This is a genomic window from Halomonas sp. TD01, from assembly GCF_923868895.1.
In the GTDB taxonomy this organism is placed as follows: Bacteria; Pseudomonadota; Gammaproteobacteria; order Pseudomonadales; family Halomonadaceae; genus Vreelandella.
The window spans coordinates 3,179,952-3,197,712 of sequence record NZ_OV350343.1; the positions used below are offsets into that span (position 1 = coordinate 3,179,952).

Annotated in this window: 15 protein-coding genes; 5 read left to right on the forward strand and 10 right to left on the reverse strand. The window is 51.2% G+C overall.

Annotated elements, in window-relative coordinates:
* Nucleotides 1-111: 111 nt before the first annotated feature.
* The gene (locus tag L1X57_RS14200; protein ID WP_009724715.1) at nt 112-1,569 is read left to right on the forward strand and encodes an NAD-dependent succinate-semialdehyde dehydrogenase; all 1,458 of its coding nucleotides are present in this window, start codon (nt 112-114) and stop codon (nt 1,567-1,569) included.
* Between the two features lie 92 nt (nt 1,570-1,661).
* On the opposite strand, the gene purH is transcribed toward L1X57_RS14200, so the two are convergent.
* The 8 genes from purH to ppa form a co-directional block, all read right to left on the reverse strand.
* Entirely contained in the window at nt 1,662-3,242 is a 1,581-nt protein-coding gene (purH, locus tag L1X57_RS14205) for a bifunctional phosphoribosylaminoimidazolecarboxamide formyltransferase/IMP cyclohydrolase (protein WP_009724716.1), read from the reverse strand.
* Between the two features lie 60 nt (nt 3,243-3,302).
* Nucleotides 3,303-3,626 (reverse strand): DNA-binding transcriptional regulator Fis, encoded by a 324-nt coding sequence (fis, locus tag L1X57_RS14210; protein ID WP_009724717.1) that lies wholly within the window; start codon nt 3,624-3,626, stop codon nt 3,303-3,305.
* Nucleotides 3,623-4,663, reverse strand: coding sequence for a tRNA dihydrouridine synthase DusB (gene dusB, locus L1X57_RS14215; RefSeq protein ID WP_009724718.1), 1,041 nt, complete (start codon nt 4,661-4,663; stop codon nt 3,623-3,625). The genes fis and dusB overlap by 4 nt, the downstream gene beginning before the upstream one ends.
* 99 nt (nt 4,664-4,762) lie before the next feature.
* The gene (prmA, locus tag L1X57_RS14220) at nt 4,763-5,674 is read right to left on the reverse strand and encodes a 50S ribosomal protein L11 methyltransferase (RefSeq protein ID WP_009724719.1); all 912 of its coding nucleotides are present in this window, start codon (nt 5,672-5,674) and stop codon (nt 4,763-4,765) included.
* 110 nt (nt 5,675-5,784) lie between these two features.
* On the reverse strand, nt 5,785-7,125 hold the full coding sequence (accC, locus tag L1X57_RS14225; protein ID WP_009724720.1) for an acetyl-CoA carboxylase biotin carboxylase subunit: 1,341 nt from the start codon (nt 7,123-7,125) through the stop codon (nt 5,785-5,787).
* Nucleotides 7,126-7,155: 30 nt separating this feature from the next.
* Entirely contained in the window at nt 7,156-7,620 is a 465-nt protein-coding gene (accB, locus tag L1X57_RS14230) for an acetyl-CoA carboxylase biotin carboxyl carrier protein (protein WP_009724721.1), read from the reverse strand.
* Nucleotides 7,621-7,916: 296 nt separating this feature from the next.
* Nucleotides 7,917-9,797 (reverse strand): protein-disulfide reductase DsbD, encoded by a 1,881-nt coding sequence (dsbD, locus tag L1X57_RS14235; RefSeq protein WP_039869771.1) that lies wholly within the window; start codon nt 9,795-9,797, stop codon nt 7,917-7,919.
* Nucleotides 9,798-10,014: 217 nt separating this feature from the next.
* On the reverse strand, nt 10,015-10,545 hold the full coding sequence (ppa, locus tag L1X57_RS14240) for an inorganic diphosphatase (protein WP_009724723.1): 531 nt from the start codon (nt 10,543-10,545) through the stop codon (nt 10,015-10,017).
* A gap of 257 nt (nt 10,546-10,802) precedes the next feature.
* Here ppa and L1X57_RS14245 point away from each other — a divergent pair, with 257 nt between their 5' ends.
* Entirely contained in the window at nt 10,803-12,518 is a 1,716-nt protein-coding gene (locus L1X57_RS14245) for a bifunctional protein-serine/threonine kinase/phosphatase (protein WP_009724724.1), read from the forward strand.
* 87 nt (nt 12,519-12,605) lie between these two features.
* On the opposite strand, the gene L1X57_RS14250 is transcribed toward L1X57_RS14245, so the two are convergent.
* Both L1X57_RS14250 and rnt read right to left on the reverse strand, forming a co-directional pair.
* The gene (locus tag L1X57_RS14250) at nt 12,606-13,865 is read right to left on the reverse strand and encodes a 6-phosphofructokinase (RefSeq protein WP_009724725.1); all 1,260 of its coding nucleotides are present in this window, start codon (nt 13,863-13,865) and stop codon (nt 12,606-12,608) included.
* A gap of 198 nt (nt 13,866-14,063) precedes the next feature.
* Nucleotides 14,064-14,732 (reverse strand): ribonuclease T, encoded by a 669-nt coding sequence (gene rnt / locus L1X57_RS14255; RefSeq protein WP_009724726.1) that lies wholly within the window; start codon nt 14,730-14,732, stop codon nt 14,064-14,066.
* Between the two features lie 209 nt (nt 14,733-14,941).
* Here rnt and L1X57_RS14260 point away from each other — a divergent pair, with 209 nt between their 5' ends.
* From L1X57_RS14260 to L1X57_RS14270, 3 genes are read left to right on the forward strand one after another with little or no spacing between them, the layout of a single operon-like run.
* Nucleotides 14,942-16,162, forward strand: coding sequence for an argininosuccinate synthase (locus L1X57_RS14260; protein WP_009724727.1), 1,221 nt, complete (start codon nt 14,942-14,944; stop codon nt 16,160-16,162).
* A 53-nt stretch (nt 16,163-16,215) separates the two neighbouring features.
* Nucleotides 16,216-16,542 (forward strand): HlyU family transcriptional regulator, encoded by a 327-nt coding sequence (locus tag L1X57_RS14265; protein WP_009724728.1) that lies wholly within the window; start codon nt 16,216-16,218, stop codon nt 16,540-16,542.
* A 35-nt stretch (nt 16,543-16,577) separates the two neighbouring features.
* Nucleotides 16,578-17,705: a DUF294 nucleotidyltransferase-like domain-containing protein gene (locus L1X57_RS14270; RefSeq protein ID WP_009724729.1), complete on the forward strand. Its 1,128-nt coding sequence runs from the start codon at nt 16,578-16,580 to the stop codon at nt 17,703-17,705.
* Nucleotides 17,706-17,761 lie beyond the last annotated feature (56 nt).

Here is a 17,761-nt window from a genome sequence, read left to right on the forward strand (position 1 = left end):
CTGAGAGCTTTCGACAGGTTTCATTGCAAAGATTTGGTTAAATACGCGGTTTCGTCTTAGCATGAACAGGTCAATGAGCCCGTGAGGCCAATATTTGGTCAGGAGTCTGTCATGGAAGCGCTGAAAGAAACACAGCTGTATTGCCCGTTTGCCTATATTGATGGTAGCTGGGTAGCCGCCGACAGCGGTGAGCAAATTAACGTCTTAAACCCTGCAACGGGCGAGCCCGTTGGCGATATGCCCCGACTGGGCAAAGTTGAAACAGAGCGCGCTATTGATGCGGCTGATGCTGCGTTACCCGCTTGGCGTGCTTTGACAGCTCAAGAACGAGCTGATCTGCTGCTCAAGTGGCATGACCTCATGCTGGAACACAAACATGATCTCGCTTTGCTCATGACCTACGAGCAAGGCAAGCCGGTAAAAGAGGCTGAAGGTGAAATCGTCTATGCCGCAAGTTTTCTACGTTGGTTTGCAGAAGAGGCGCGCCGTGTCTATGGCGAGACTATTCCCGCGGCTAAATCGAATCAGCGTATTGTGGTGACAAAGCAGCCTGTGGGTGTTGTAGGTGCTATCACGCCCTGGAATTTCCCAGCTGCTATGATCACGCGTAAAGCCGGTGCCGCGTTAGCGGCGGGCTGTACGATTGTCGTTAAGCCTGCTAGCCAAACGCCATTTTCTGCAACAGCTCTCGCTATGTTGGCAGAAAGAGCAGGCATTCCCCGTGGGGTTTTCAATGTAGTGCCTGGCAGTGCAGCTGATATTGCCAAAGCACTTACTCAATCCCCTAAAGTGCGCAAAATCACCTTCACGGGCTCTACGGAAGTTGGGCGCAAACTTATGGCTCAGGCGGCTGAGCATGTGCAAAAAATATCACTTGAGCTGGGTGGCAATGCGCCCTTTATCGTTTTTGAAGATGCTGATCTTGATGCCGCTGTAGAAGGGGCCATGGCTGCGAAGTTTCGTAATGCTGGTCAAACATGTGTCTGCACTAACCGGTTTTTGGTGCAATCCAGCGTTATCAATGCTTTCTGTGAAAAGTTAGCGGTTGCTATGAATAGTGAGTTGTACGTAGGGAATGGCACCGAGCCTAATATCAATATTGGTCCGTTGATTGATAGTGATGCGGTCAAAAAGGTGAGTGAACATGTGCAGGATGCAGTCGATAATGGGGCTGAACTGCTGTTAGGTGGTCATCCGCATCCGCTGGGTGGAAACTTCTTTACTCCCACGTTGATTAGCTTTGCAACAGATAAAATGAAGGTAGCTCGCGAAGAAACGTTTGGCCCTCTGGCGGCGGTGTTTCCCTTCGATGAAGAAGAAACTGCCATCGAGATGGCCAATGATACCGAATATGGTTTAGCCTCCTATTTCTACTCACGAGATCTGGGTCGCGTTTGGCGTGTCGCCGATGCACTTGAGTACGGCATGGTGGGGATTAACACCGGCCTTATTTCGAATGCAGCCGCTCCTTTTGGTGGCGTAAAAGCGTCCGGCCTTGGGCGTGAAGGTGGGCATCAGGGTTTGGAAGAGTACCTTGAGACAAAATATCTGTGTATTGATCTAGGTTAAGCGCAGGCGCAAGTACTATTAATAAACAGTACTATCAGCAAATAGGCCCCCATCGGAAAATCCGTTGGGGGCCTGCTTTTATGGCAAGACGATTAATGGCGGAAATGGCGCATGCCAGTAAATACCATGGCAATGCCCGCTTCGTTAGCGGCATCAATCACTTCCTGGTCACGCATTGAGCCGCCGGGCTGAATAACGGCGGTAATGCCTGCGGCTGCAGCGGCATCAATGCCGTCGCGGAATGGGAAGAAGGCGTCTGACGCCATCACCGAGCCGGGCACCGAGAGGCCTTCATCGGCCGCTTTAATGCCGGCAATTTTCGCTGAGTAAACGCGGCTCATTTGGCCTGCGCCAACGCCGACGGTTTGACCTTCCTTGGCATAAACAATCGCGTTTGACTTAACGAATTTAGCGACTCGCCAAGCAAAGCCCAGGTCACGAAGCTCTTGTTCCGACGGCGCGCGTTCACTCACCACGGTCAGCTCTTCGCGGGTTACCATGCCTTGGTCGCGCTCTTGTACCAAAAGCCCGCCATTAACACGTTTAAAGTCAAACGCAGGCTGTGCTTCGCCAGGCCAGTGTGCACTGACATCAAGCAGACGAACATTCTGCTTTTCTGCCACGATGGCGGCTGCTTCATCACTCACACCAGGTGCGATAATAACTTCGACAAACTGGCGGTCGATGATTGCCCGAGCGGTTTTGGCGTCTAACGCCACGTTAAACGCAATAATGCCGCCAAAGGCGCTGGTCGGGTCGGTGGCGAAGGCTTTGTCATATGCCTCAAGCGCGTTAGCACCAATGGCCACACCGCAAGGATTGGCGTGTTTTACGATGACACAAGCAGTTTCATCAAACGCTTTCACGCACTCAAATGCGGCATCTGTATCAGCTACATTATTGAAAGAGAGTGGTTTGCCTTGCAGGGTTTTTGCAGTGGCAACACTTGGCTCGCTTGCCAGCGGGTCCACATAGAATGCTGCTTGCTGATGTGGGTTCTCGCCGTATCGCATGTCCTGCTTTTTGTCTAACTGCAGGTTAAAGGTGCGAGCAAACGTTGAGTTGTCGCTGGTGACTTTACGGCCAAGATAATCGGCAATGGCACCATCGTAACCGGCGGTGTGTTCAAACGCTTTCACGGCCAGATCAAAGCGGGTGGTAGCACTCACGTGACCGCTTTGAGCAGCCAGCTCCCCCAATACTCGGGCGTAGTCATCAGCGTTTACCACGATGGTAGTATAGGCGTGATTTTTTGCGCATGCTCGCACCATGGTTGGCCCACCGATATCGATATTTTCGATGGCGTCTTCCAGTGTGCAGTCTGGGTTGGCGACAGTAGCGGCAAACGGATAAAGATTAACGACCACCATGTCGATAGGGGTAATGTCGTTCTCTGCCATCACGGCATCATCCTGACCGCGGCGCGCTAGGATTCCACCATGGATTTTAGGGTGCAGTGTTTTTACACGACCATCCATGATTTCGGGAAATCCAGTGTGCTCAGAGACTTCTTTGACAGGAATCGAGTTTTCCTGAAGCAGTCGAAAGGTTCCGCCAGTCGAAAGAAGTTCCACGCCGTGCTGGCTCAAACCGCGGGCGAATTCAACAATGCCGGTTTTATCGGATACGCTCAAAAGGGCGCGACGGACGGGGGTAGCAGTGCTATCAGCCATTAGAGTGCTCGTGTGCAGAGTCAAGGAGTTAACGTCGGAAATTACAAACAACAACGCCCCTTATGGGGCGTCACCTTCAATCAATCCATAAAGCTTAAGTTTTTTGCGCAATGTGCCGCGGTTTAAGCCTAATACATCAGCAGCCCGGGTTTGATTACCCTCGGTGTGTTCCATTACACAGTTAAGTAGCGGCGCTTCTACTTCGGCCATCACCATCGCATAGAGGTCGGTTGCCTGGCTGCCATCGAGATGCTCGAAGTAACGGCGTATCGCTGTTTCAACCGCTTCTCTTAGTGGTTGAGGCGGTACGCTTGTGGCTGGGTCCGCCAGAGTGCCTGAGAGGCGGTGAGAGAGCTCGTTCGAAAGCAGGTCGCGTTCAGTCATGCAGCATGGCTTCCTTTAGCTAGCAGACGCCCTGCAGCGTCTTGCGTCATGGCATCATTAATCCAATCAAATTGCGATGCTGGTGTGGCAAGCGCATTAAATTGCTGCTTCAGCAGATGATATTGCGTTTCGTTAAAGCGCGGGTCTTCATTTAAGTACCAACCTAGGTGCTTGCGCGCTATGCGAACACCCATCGTCTCGCCATAGAACGTGTGCAGGGCTTGTAAATGCTCTTTGAGCACGTTACGGCGCTCATCAAGGGTGGGGGGCGTTAGCAGTTCCCCATGAGCAAGATAGTGTGTGATCTGCTGAAATATCCATGGGTTGCCTTGCGCTCCGCGGCCAATCATGACTGCATCAGCACTTGTATATGACAGTACCTCTTTGGCTTTTTGAGGGCTGGTGATATCTCCATTGGCGATAACCGGTATCGTCAGGTGCGATTTTATCTCAGCAATAGTGTCGTACTCAGCCCATCCAGTATAGCGCTGCTCTCGATGACGTCCATGTACGGCTAAGGCTTGGATGCCTGCAGATTCCGCGATTTTAGCAATGCGTAGGCCATTATTAGCCTCGGCAGACCAGCCGGTGCGAATTTTTAAAGTAACCGGAATATCAACGGCATTAACAACGGCGTCAAGTATATCAGCCACCAGTGCTTCATCTCGCATTAGGGCAGAGCCAGCTGCCTTATTGCAGACCTTTTTTGCTGGACATCCCATGTTAATATCAATCACCTGAGCGCCAAGTTCTGCATTGAGGCGCGCAGCATTCGCAAGCATTTCAGCATCACCTCCGGCAATTTGCACAACCCGTGGGTTGGGCTCGCCTTGGTGGTCCATGCGCAGCTTAGATTTTCGGGTATGCCAAAGAGAGGGGTCGGCTGTGACCATTTCGCCGACCACCCACCCAGCGCCCAAACGCCTACAGAGTTGACGAAATGGGCGATCAGTAACGCCAGCCATCGGCGCCAAGATAACTTGGTTGGGTAACTGGTGAGGCCCGATCATTGGTGGCTGAAAGTTTTGTGTGGTCATTATGCTGCGCTGTAGATACAGATAAAAATCGCCGAGTAGGCGTTTCAAGGGGGCGTATGATACGCCTACTCGGCGATGGGGTGAAGGCCATTGACCAGATTAAGCAGCGCGATAGCCTGATAGGCGAACCCAACCTTCGCGAATTGTGGGTTCCTCCATTATCAACCCCTGGGCTTCATAGGCCTGTAAGACCTCATTTGCTTGGTTCGCTAAAATGCCAGACAGCGCTATTTGTCCGCCGGGCGCTACATGGCCCGCAATCATTGCAGCTAACTCCACTAATGGCCCGGCCAAAATATTGGCCGTGACGACTGGATAGGAGCCTTCGTTTAGCTGTTCGGGATAATAGAGGGACAATTGCGCGTCGCTAATCTGATTGCGCGCTGCGTTATCACGGCTTGCTTGAAGTGCTTGTGGGTCTATATCAGTAGCATCGGCGTGGGTTGCGCCTAGCTTTAGTGCGGCAATGGCAAGAATGCCTGAGCCGCAGCCCACATCCAAAACGGTTTTATCTTCCAATCCGCCGCTAACCGCAAGGCTATCCAGCCATTCCAGACAAAGAGCCGTTGTAGGGTGGGTGCCGGTGCCAAATGCAAGGCCTGGGTCAAGGATGAGATTGACGGCATCTGTTTCTGGTGGCTGATGCCAGCTAGGTACAATCCACAGCCGTTGACCCATTCGCAACGGCGTAAAGTCATCCATCCACTCTCTTTCCCAGTCTCTATCGGCTAATAATTCATACTCAATGGCTGGGCAGGGTTCGTCGGGTACTTGCTCAGACCAAGCGGCTTGAATGCGCTCAAGCATGGCTTCAACGCCGTCTAAGTCGTCATAGAGGCCAGTGAGGATAGTGTCCTGCCAAAGTGGGGTAGTGCCTCGCTCAGGTTCGAATACGGGGTCATCGTGGGCATCTTGAAGGCCAATCGCTGTCGCACCTTCCTCTAATAGGAGATCTTCTAACAGTTCGGCTTGTTCTGGAGCAACGTGGGCTTTGAGTTGGAGCCAGGGCATCAGTAATCTCCACTGCGTACGTGCATTTGCGCAAAGGTAAAACAATAACGGGGTGGCAATGGCCACCCCGTTGAGCATTATCGACTATCTATTCAGCGCTTTTACAAATATTAGCTACTGAGTTTCTTTTCAAGATAGTGAATATTGACGCCACCTTGGCGGAAATAACTATCTCTCACCAAATCTTTTTGCAGATCAATATTGGTTTTGATTCCCTCGACCAGCAGTTCGTCTAGGGCATTGCGCATACGCGTCAGGGCGATCTCGCGATCAGCGCCCCAGGTGATTAGCTTGCCGATAAGCGAGTCGTAATGAGGCGGTACGGTGTAGCCGGTGTATAGATGAGAGTCCATACGTACGCCAAGTCCACCCGGTGCGTGGTACAGCGTGACTTTCCCTGGAGAGGGCATAAACGTACGCGAATCCTCCGCATTGATCCTGCACTCAAAGGCATGGCCACTAATCTTGACGTCTTCTTGGCGAATCGACAGTGGAAGGCCGGAGGCAATGCGCAATTGTTCCTTGACGATATCCACGCCAGTCACCATTTCGGTGACAGGGTGCTCTACCTGCACGCGGGTATTCATTTCAATAAAGAAGAAATCACCGTCTTCGTATAGAAACTCAAAGGTGCCCGCGCCACGGTAGTTAATTTCGAGGCACGCTTGGCGACATGCTTCTAGCACCTTTGCTCGAGCTTCCGGGTCGATTCCAGGGGCTGGCGCTTCTTCCAGAACCTTCTGGTGACGACGTTGCAAAGAACAGTCGCGATCATAAAGGTGGATAGCGTTGCCTTGGCCGTCAGCCAGTACCTGTACTTCTACATGGCGGGGTTTCTCAAGGAATTTTTCCATGTAAACCGTGCCATCGCCAAACGCTGAGTGCGCTTCGGTGCGGGTAACAGTAATGGCTGAAAGCAGGTGACCTTCAGTGTGCACAACCCGCATGCCGCGGCCACCACCACCTGCAGCGGCTTTGATAATAACCGGATAACCAATGCGGCGAGCCGTGGCTAGATTAGTGGCTTCATCATCACCTAACGGGCCATCTGAGCCAGGCACGGTAGGAACACCAGCGATCTTCATGGCCTCAATGGCACTAACTTTATCACCCATTAGACGGATGGTGTCCGCACGTGGACCAATAAAGGTAAAGCCAGAGCGCTCAACCTGTTCTGCAAAATTAGCGTTTTCCGAAAGGAAACCATAGCCAGGATGAATGGCGCTTGAATCCGTCACCTCTGCGGCGCTTATTAATGCAGGAATATTCAAGTACGACTGTGCTGAGGAAGCGGGGCCAATGCAGACCGCCTCGTCGGCCAAGCGAACATGCATTAATTCACGATCAGCTTTGGAGTGAACCGCAACGGTTTTAATCCCTAGCTCTTTACAAGCTCGGAGAATACGAAGGGCAATCTCGCCGCGGTTTGCGATAAGTACCTTGTCCAGCATGGGAGAATCCACCCGTGTTGTTTTGAAAGATTAAGCGATGACGATCATAGGTTGATCAAATTCCACCGGCTCTCCGTCTTCCACTAGGATGGCTTCGACTACGCCGTCGCGATCGGCCTCAATTTGGTTCATCATTTTCATTGCTTCAATGATGCATACCGTGTCGCCTTGCTTAACCGTATCGCCAACTTCTACAAACGATTTTGCACCCGGTGCCGGGCTGCGGTAGAACGTGCCTACCATCGGTGAGTTAACCGCTTCACCTTGATAACTTAAGCCTTGTGGTTCTGCCTCAGCAACCGGTGCGCCGGCTTGAGCTGGTGCCTGCTGCATGGTGGGCATTTGAGCATACTGTGGCATCGCCTGAGGCTGCCATGTTGCGCCATTTGGATGGCGGCTGATACGGACGGACTCTTCGCCTTCCTGAATTTCAATTTCGCTAATGTTTGATTCTTCGAGAAGCTCAATCAGTTTTTTAACTTTACGAATATCCATACCTGTCGCCCCAAAAGTGATGAAAGTTAATCGCAATGCAGTTCGGTGTCGTATTTCCAGCTGCATTGAGCGCCGTTACAGCGCAGTAAACCTTGTATGAAAATGAAGAGAACGCTGCACGATGTTGAACGTTACCCGGTGCTAAGTCCTAAAAAATGAGGATTTTAGCTGATATGGCTGCGAAGTTTGCCGAAAAAGTACGGGCATGTCTAGTGGCGGCCAAAATATGCTCGTTCCTCGATATTTAAACAACCGTTTGACGACGTTCGCGACACAAGATGGCTGTAGGCTTCAGGTCAGCCTTGTTGCCAGCGCCGTAATGTTTCCAGGTGCTGTGCCAGTTCTGTAGCGGTTATTTCGCCTTGAATGCGCGCATCTCGTACTTCTTCGCCCTGGATAAAAAAAAGTAAGCTCGGCGGCCCGAATAAGTTAAACCGGTTGAGTAGTTCTCTACTTTGCGCATCTGTGTTGGTGACATCGACCTCAATTAGGTGGAAATCGTTCAATACAGCGACCACATTGGGGTCTGGAAAAACATCGCGCTCCATTAGCTTGCAGGAGATGCACCAGTCAGCAGTGAAATTAACAAAGGCAGGCTGTTGGGCGTCCGTGGCTTCAGAGAGTGCTGCTTCAAGCACGCTCAGTTCGTCAATCTTCTGAAAAGCGAGTTTTGCCTGTGACGTGCCGTTGTTCGTTGAAGCGCTTGATACCGTTAAGGGGCGCAAAGGGTTGCTGCCGCCTTGAGCAGCGCCAATGACCAGGGCAACGCCCCATGCAAGCAACATCAGTCCTAAGGTTTGTCGTGCTTTAGGCCAGCCTTGTGGCTGATTGATGTTTAAGGCGCCCAGCACGAGAGCGCTGCCTATGGCCAGCGCTGCCCAAAGCAAAAGTGCCACTGAAGGCGGCACTAACCGCTCAACCATCCAGATAGCAACACCGAGTAACAGCAAGCCGAAAGCAATTTTAACGCCGTTCATCCAAGCACCTGATCGGGGTAACAGCGTTGCTCCAAAGGTGCCTACTAATAGCAGTGGCACCCCCATGCCTAAGCCTAGTGCAAATAAAACGGCACCCCCCATGGCTGCGTTCCCCGTTGAGGAAATAAACACCAGAGCACCGGCAAGTGGAGCCGTAACACAGGGGGAAACCACTAATACCGATAGAGCGCCTGCCAGGGCTAGGCCCGCTGGGCCACTTTGCTGGGCGCGTGCTTGCCAGACGTCAATTTTAGAAGCCAGCCGAGGCGAAACTCGTAAATCAAATGCCCCAAACATGGCCAAGGCAAATAGCGTAAATAGAACAGCAAAGGTAATCAGAACCGGCGCTGATTGCAGGTGGGCTTGAAGATTTAGGCCTGCACCAAAAAGTCCCATCAACACACCGACTAACGCGTAGGTGGACGCCATGCCTAAAACGTAGCTAGCCGAGAGTACAAACGCTCGGGGCCGGGTTGGCTTTTGTCCTACGATGATTGAAGACAAAATAGGTACCATCGGTAGTACGCAGGGCGTGAAAGTCAGGCCCAATCCAGCGATAAAAAATAATCCTAATGCTAGAGGTAGACTGGCGCTGCCTAGCAATGCGCTAAAGCGGCTATCTTCACTTTGAGGGGCTGAAAATTCAGTGTTGCTATTTGTGCCCACGGTTTGGCTAATTTGTTGGTCATCGCTGCCCTCTGTGCCTGACAGTGCTTGATCTGCACCGTCCCAGTCAGCAAAGGCAGTGGGGGGAGATGACTCTAAGGCTTCAAGCGAAATAGTTTCTGGCGGATAGCAAAGCCCTGCGTCGGCACAGCCTTGGAACGTCAGCTCAATATCGATTGGGCCACTGTAGGACGAAGAGAATGGAGTTTCAAAAACTAACGTGTCACGAAAAACATAGACATCGCCCATGAACTCATCAGTTGTGAATGTTCCTTGGGGAAGTAGTGGTTCATCAAGGGACACTGCATCCGTTTTGCTACTAATGCTAAACTGGTGGCGGTATAAATAATAATCGTCAGCAATATCGATACCAATATAAACGGCGTTGCCATCATGCCAGGCGGTAGGCTGAAAGGCTTCTAGAACAGGTAAAAAATCGCTTTGATTACTGGAAGAAGAAAACCACTGGGCTTGGGCCAGCAGGGGAAGCCAGCAGAGTAAAAGTAACAGGCTTAAACGCTTAAGAGACAACACGAAGTATCCTTACGCAGACGTATCAGGGAGATTTTGAAATAGCATATCCTACCTTGTGGTGTCAGCGTAGATGCTGCGGTGACGTGACGCGCTTGTTCATACTCCGTTAATGTCGAAGCTAAGATGTCAGCATTAAGCAGCCGATAATAGAAAAAGGCTGCCACGTGGGCAGCCTTTAATGTCGAAAACGGTCTGGCTTTGTTGCTTAACTTGATGGTTAAGCTTTTTGGTAAGCCGCGACTGACTTTTCAATCGCTTTGCGTGCCGCTTCAACACCTTCCCAAGATTCTACTTTTACCCACTTACCTTTTTCGAGGTCTTTATAGTTCTCGAAAAAGTGAGCGATTTGCTGACGTAGCAGTTCAGGAAGATCCGTCACTTCTTGAACGTCATCATACAGAGTGCTCAGCTTGGGGTGCGGGACGCATACTAATTTTGCATCTTCGCCTGCTTCGTCGGTCATGTTCAAAATGCCAACAGGACGAGCGCGGATAATGCTGCCCGGAGCCACAGGATGAGGGGTAACTACTAAAGCATCTAGCGGGTCGCCATCATCGGCCAGGGTGTGGGGGATGAAGCCGTAGTTGGCCGGATAGAACATGGGGGTTGCCATGAAGCGGTCAACCAGTAGGGCGCCCATGTCTTTGTCGATTTCATACTTAATTGGTGCGTGATTAGCGGGAATTTCAATCGCCACGTAAATATCGTTGGGCAGATCCTTTCCAGCGGGGATGTTATCGAAGTTCATCGTTTATTCCTTGGCTTGGCTTATGTAGTGCGAAGGCTAAGCAGTTGATGCATTGCATTAATGGCGAAGAATTATACGAAGTTGGCTAGTGGATTACCAATGCGACATAGGTGTGTGTCGCTGACAATGGCTATGAATCTTAAAATAAGCCTCGTTTTTCACCTTCGCGACGTTTGGCGGGCATCGTTTCCCTTGATCAGCGTGTATCATAACCGCTGTGTGGTTCCCATGAAGAGCCTAAAGCCTAGGAGGATGAGTTGGCGCACGCCCAGTTACTAATTAGTTATGGCCAAGCCTTTGTGGCCCCCAATAGGCGTCTACACCGTAGCTCAATGTCGGTGCGGTTGCCTGATGCGCCGCTGTTGAAAGTAAAAGGGGGCTGTGCGGTTATTAGTGACTCGATTTCTCGTAACACCATGGCCAAGCAGGCAGGTGATTTAAGTGTTCGTGGTTTTTTAGCTGACTATTATTCAACGCCTGATCACTGGGACACGAAAACGTCGGCCACCCGCGTACTGCGTGCCCTTAACAGCTGGTGCTATAGCCAAAGCCAACATGTCAAAGAAGGAAGTTTCGTTTCTTCGCTATCAGCGATGGTCTTTCGGGAACGCGAAGCGCACCTTTTTCATATGGGAGATACGTTAGTTTTCCGGTTGCGAGGCGCTGAGTTCGAACAGCTAACCCGCGATCATGTCACCGATGTCGGCGGCTATCGCTACCCATCGCGCGCCTTGGGCATGGATGGTAGCGTCGATATTGACTATACCCATCTGCCGCTTAAGCAGGGCGACTTTTTCGTTTTTACTACCCAGGGCGTGCGTGGCACCTTAATGCCATCAGATTACGTTCGTCTTATCCGCCAAAATGCCAGTGACCTAGACGCTGCCTGTGAGTGTCTGGCAAGCGAAGCAAAGCAGCGCGCGCAAGACAGAGGATACGGAGGTGATCAATTTTGCTTCCAACTGCTACGTATCGATGAGCTGCCGGAAGAGTCTGAAGACCACCCAGGGCTTATTTATGGTGACCTGCCTATACCACCTGAGCTGACGCCAGGAGAGCGGTTTGATGGGCTTGAGGTGCTGTCGGTATTATCACGCAATGCGCAGTCTAGAGTTTATCGCGTCCGTGATGTGTATTCAGAGCGTGAAATGGTGATGAAAGCACCTAGCCCAGAGCTCTCTCTGCGTAATGCTTACCTAGAACATTTTTTACTGCAGCAGTGGGTGGTGGAGCGCGTTAATTCACCCTTTGTTGTCAAAGTGATGGAGTCGTCACGGCCACGCCGTTACCTCTACTATTTAATGCAGCACGTTGAAGGTGAAACTCTTCGGCAGTGGGCAGAGAGGCATCCGCAAGCCAGCTTAGTGCAGCGCCTGGATATCGCCAATCAGCTGGGTAAAGCGGTTCAAGCGTTACATCATCGCGATATCATTCATCAGCAGATTACCCCTGATAATGTGCTGATCGACTCCCACGGTAAACTCGTGTTAGCGGATTTCAGCGCTTGCCATATGCGCGAGGTGGATGGGCATCGTCACTCGGGTGAGCTACTGCGACAAATTGGCTTCAATGAGCATACAGCGCCTGAGTATGCGCTGGGTGATAGTGTTGGGCGGCGTAGTGACCAGTATTCATTGGCATCAACGGTTTATTGGCTGCTGACAGGCGCGTTACCCTATAAGTTGACGCCTAACCGACTACGCAGCCATACGGATCTTGAAGAACTCAGCTACCGAAGTGCTCGCGCGACCAATCCAGAAATATCGCCTGAACTTGATGATGCGTTACGTCGCGCCCTAGACCCTCAGCGTGCGCTGCGCTTTAGAAGGCTCTCCGAATTTCTTCATGCGTTAAGAGTTCCTTTGGGTCGTGCATCTAGCCGTGAGGAACCGCGCCAAGAATCACGGCGTTTTTGGCAGGGCGTGGCGGGTATTCTGTTGCTGCTCCTCGTACTTTCCTGGCTATTGCGCTAGATTAACGTCGCTCAATTAATACAATACAGCCATAAAAACGGGGCGATGAATGATTTCATCGCCCCGTTTTTTAGCGCGTTAAAACGCTTACAGTGTAAATTTAGGCAGTTTTTGCTCAACTTTTGCAAGTTTCAGCTTGGCTACCTTTGGCAGGCCATTTTCAAACGGTGGAAAATCTTCGCCCTGGATGAGCGGAGAGAGATATGCTCGGCAGGCTGGCGTAATCGCAAATCCGTTTTCGCTGATAAAGTCCCGGGGCATGAATTTTTCTTGGTTGGCCACTTGCGACAGTGGGGCCGAGATCACATCCCACTGATAGGGCTCCTGTGAAATACGGCGTATGGCAGGCATCATGGCATTTTTGCCCGCGAGCGCTAATGTTACTGCCTCGCGGCCCACGGCATAGGCTTGCTCAACGTCGGTCTTAGAAGCCAAGTGGCGCGCGGCACGCTGTAAATAATCAGCAACTGCCCAGTGATATTTGTAGCCAAGGTCTTGCTTCACCATGCCTGCAAGTGTTGGTGCTACGCCACCTAATTGACGGTGACCAAAGGCATCTGTATTGCCAGCATCGGCAAGAAAGGTGCCATCTTCATAGCGTGCGCCTTCAGAGACAACGATGACACAGTAACCGTATTTCTGAACGCACTCTTCAACGCGCGCCATGACCGCTTTACGGTCAAATGAAATTTCAGGAAAGATAATCAAATGGGGCGGTTCGCCTTCACTTTCTCCCGCTAAACCACCCGCCGCTGCAATCCAGCCAGCATGACGGCCCATGACTTCCAGGACGAACACCTTAGTAGATGTTGCGCACATGGATGCAATATCCAGCGAGGCTTCAAGCGTAGAAGTGGCAATATACTTGGCAACGCTGCCAAACCCTGGGCTGTTATCAGTAATCGGCAGGTCGTTATCAACGGTTTTCGGTACATGAATCGCTGTCAACGGGTAGCCAAGCTTTTCAGACAGTTGAGACACCTTCAGGCAGGTGTCTGCGCTATCACCGCCGCCATTGTAGAAGAAGTAACGAATATCGTGGGCTTTGAAGACCTCGATTAAGCGTTCATATTGAGCACGGTGAGTATCAATATCTTTCAACTTATAGCGGCAGGAGCCAAATGCACCGCCAGGCGTGTGGCGCAAGGCAGCAATGGACGCATCGCTCTCTTGAGTCACATCAATGAGGTCTTCCGTTAAGGCGCCGATAATGCCGTTATGACCGGCATATACCTTGCCAATCTGGTCGGGCGCTTGTCTGCAAGCTTCGATAACGCCGCAGGCGCTGGCATTGATGACGGCGGTAACGCCACCGGACTGGGCGTAAAAGGCATTATGCTGGGCCATGGAAACGTCTCATCTCCTGAAAACGGGTGGTTAAAGCAGTATTCAAGCAAAGGAAAATAACGTTCCTTTGCTTGTGTTAATAATCGTTCGTTTAAAAGCGTGCGCCAATGGCACGCTGTGACAACTGATCGTGCAATAGTGAGGCTTACCGCGGCGAAGTTTAGCGTAAAGCAAGTGCAGGTGCATCTTGCAGGCTTGTTACTCGCTGTCGTCCAGCTCCTGCTCCTGCTGAGCTAGCCGCCATCCCCCTAAGTCTTTATAGCGATTGACCATCGCACAAAAGAGCTCTGCTGTACGTTCGGTATCATAGCGGGCCGAATGGGCAGATTTGTTATCAAATTCGATACCTGCCGCGCGGCAAGCACGGGCAAGCACTGTTTGACCGTACACAAAGCCCGCTAACGTTGCTGTATCAAAGCTGGAAAAGGGGTGAAACGGGTTCCGCTTTACGCTACAGCGATTCGCCGCTGCATTGAGAAAACCATGATCAAAGGCGGCATTGTGACCAACGAGTATTGCCCGTGAGCAGCCGTGTGCCTTGATTGATTTTCGGATAGGACGAAAAATTTCACCTAGCGCTTCAGATTCGCTTAGCGCCACTTGGCGACGTAGCGGGTCGTCAAGATTAATGCCTGTGAAATCAAGGGCAGACTGTTCAACGTTTGCGCCTTCGAACGGATGGATGTGATACGCATAAGTGGCATCGGGTAATAAGTTACCGTCAGGATCCATGGTGAGCGTCACGGCGGCAATTTCGAGTACTGCGTCACTTTGGGAGTTAAACCCACCCGTTTCTAAATCAATGACAACCGGCAGATAACTGCGAAAACGTTCGGCCATCAATTCGCGGGCAAATGCCTCGCTCATGCAGCTCTCCTTAGTAAAGCGAGTAATTAGTCAGAATAAGCGGTTAAAGCAACCCCTTTGTTGGCTATGATTCTAGCAGCTTTACCCCTAAGGCGTCGTTGACGGTATTCGCTGAGCATTGAGAGCGCTATACTCGGAGTTTGTGTTATTGCACTGCGCACGGCGCGGTGTAGTTTGGTGAACTACTTTTCATAAACAAGGAGCAAAGAATGTCCGATGTCAAAAAGGTTGTGCTGGCGTATTCAGGCGGCCTGGACACATCCGTTATCGTTAAGTGGTTGCAAGAGACCTACAACTGCGAGGTAGTGACCTTTACAGCCGACATCGGTCAAGGTGAAGAAGTCGAGCCCGCACGCGCTAAAGCTCAAGCACTAGGTGTTAAAGAGATCTACATCGAAGACCTTCGCGAGGAGTTTGTTCGCGACTATGTCTTCCCAATGTTCCGAGCAAACACCATCTATGAAGGCGAGTATTTACTCGGCACCTCTATCGCTCGTCCGTTGATTGCTAAGCGCTTGATTGAAATTGCTAATGAGACGGGGGCAGATGCCATTTCTCACGGTGCAACGGGTAAAGGTAACGATCAGGTTCGTTTTGAATTGGGTGGCTACGCACTCAAACCGGGTGTGAAGGTTATTGCTCCTTGGCGTCTGTGGGATCTCACTTCTCGTGAGAAGTTGATGGCCTACTGCGAAGAGCACAAAATTCCCGTTGATTTTTCGAATAAAAAGAAAAAATCACCGTATTCCATGGATGCCAACCTGCTGCATATTTCTTATGAAGGCGGCATTTTGGAAGACCCATGGGCCGAAGCAGAAGAAGACATGTGGCGTTGGAGCGTTTCTCCCGAAGCCGCGCCTGAGCAGCCTACTTATGTAGAGCTGACCTTTGAAAATGGCGATATTGTGGCCATCGATGGTGAAGCACTTAAGCCTCATGAAGTGCTTGAAAAGCTTAACAAGCTAGGGGGCGATAACGGTATTGGCCGCCTAGACATTGTTGAAAACCGCTACGTCGGTATGAAGTCCCGTGGCTGTTACGAAACGCCTGGGGGCACGATCATGCTCCGCGCTCACCGCGCTATCGAGTCACTGACCCTTGACCGTGAAGAAGCACACTTGAAAGATCAACTGATGCCTAAATACGCAGAAGTGATCTATAACGGTTATTGGTGGAGCCCTGAGCGCCGTATGCTGCAAGCGGCGATCGACGAAACGCAGAAAAACGTAGCGGGCGTTGTTCGCATGAAACTCTACAAAGGCAATGCAACGGTTGTGGGGCGTAAGTCAGACCAGTCGTTGTTTGATGAGTCTATTGCAACATTTGAAGATGATGCAGGCGCGTACGATCAAAAAGACGCAGAAGGCTTTATTAAGCTGAATGCATTACGTCTTCGTATTGCTGCCGGTAAAGGTCGTCAACAGAGCTAAGCATGCTAAGCGGCCGGCCAGTGTCTGGCCGCTTTTATTGCAGGGGAGTCCGAATGTTTAAAAAACTATTTTCTGGCCTGTTGGGTGGCGCGGGTGCGGGAGACGCGGAAGGAAGCACCAAAGCGGCCGAGCCAGTTGAATATAAAGAGTATTTAATTGTATCTCAGCCTGATAACCAAAGCGGACAATTTCGAGTTAGTGGCTGGATTCGTAAGTTAGATGGCGAAGGCGTTACTCACGAGCATCGCTTTGAGCGCTCTGACATGCTGCCGGGTCGTGACGCCTGCGATGCAATGATGGTCGCTAAAGCGCAGCGCTTTATTGATGAAGTGGGTGAGGATATGTTTACGCCTGATCCTCGCAATGCCAGCGAAGCCTAGCAAGTTTTCTATTACGTTTAGTTGAGGAGCGGCGTATGCGCATCGTATACCGTGCTTCACCTTGGCGCTCCTTGGTTAGTCTTGGCGGTTCGTTGGACACCTCAACGCTAACCGCACCATTACGCGATTTTCACGCGAATGCCTGTCTCTTTAAACCGTCCTTATCTGACGCCTATGCTGCACAGCTCTCTTTTGTTGAGACATTGGTGCGTTATGACCTGCCTGCTTGGCGTATTAGTGAACTCATCAGTGACCACAATGCTTGGCTTTATCGTCAATCGATTGCAATGGCGCTGGATGAGATGCAGGCACAAGGATGGGGGAAACCGCCGGTCGATTACTGTGTTCTGACGCTTGGTTCGGCGGCTCGCTTTGAAAGCTTATTGGGTCCTGATCAGGACAACGCACTAATTATTGGCGACTACCCTGATGCTAGACACGTTGAAATTGATGGCTATTTTCAGGCACTAGGCGAACGTTTTACACAACGTTTAGATGAGGCAGGCATTCCGCTTTGCCGTGGCCATGTTATGGCGCGCTGGCCAATGTGGCGCAAACGTCTGAGTGAATGGCAGCAGCAATTTGAAATTTGGAGTGCTGACCGTCAGGTTAAGCGGGTACAGCAAACCAATATATGGCTCGATTTTTATCCTGTGGCAGGGAACGCTGAGCTTGCACAGACGTTAGGCCAATGGGTGCGCTCCACACTCTCGAACGCGCCTTTATTCATGAATGAAATGGCGATGTTGCTGGATGAGTTGCCGGTGGCGCTTGACCGATTTGGCCGCATCGCTTCACATCCTGCATTAGCCGCTCCTCATGACCAAGCGGTCGATCTTAAGCATCAGGGTTTGATGCCGTTAATTAGCGCTGCCCGGTTGCTCTGTGTGCGGTACCAGCGAAGTGAGATAGGCACTCGTGAACGGTTAGCGGCGCTCGCTCATTTCACTAGTGCGTTGACGAAGGAGCAATCGAACTTACTGCTAGCCGCTTTTAACCGTATGCAGCACTTGCTTCTAGAGCAGCAGCGCCACAATAAGTCTCACGGGCAAACAGCAGACGGATGGGTGGACCTGCGACGTCTTCGTGATGATGAGCGATTACTGCTGAAGTTTGATTTGCAGCAGATCAAAGCGTTTGTTAATCAGGTAAATAAGGCATAACGCTTTGGACTGCTAGTGTTCGGGCATGGTTTGGTTCTCAAAACTTTGTAAGAGAT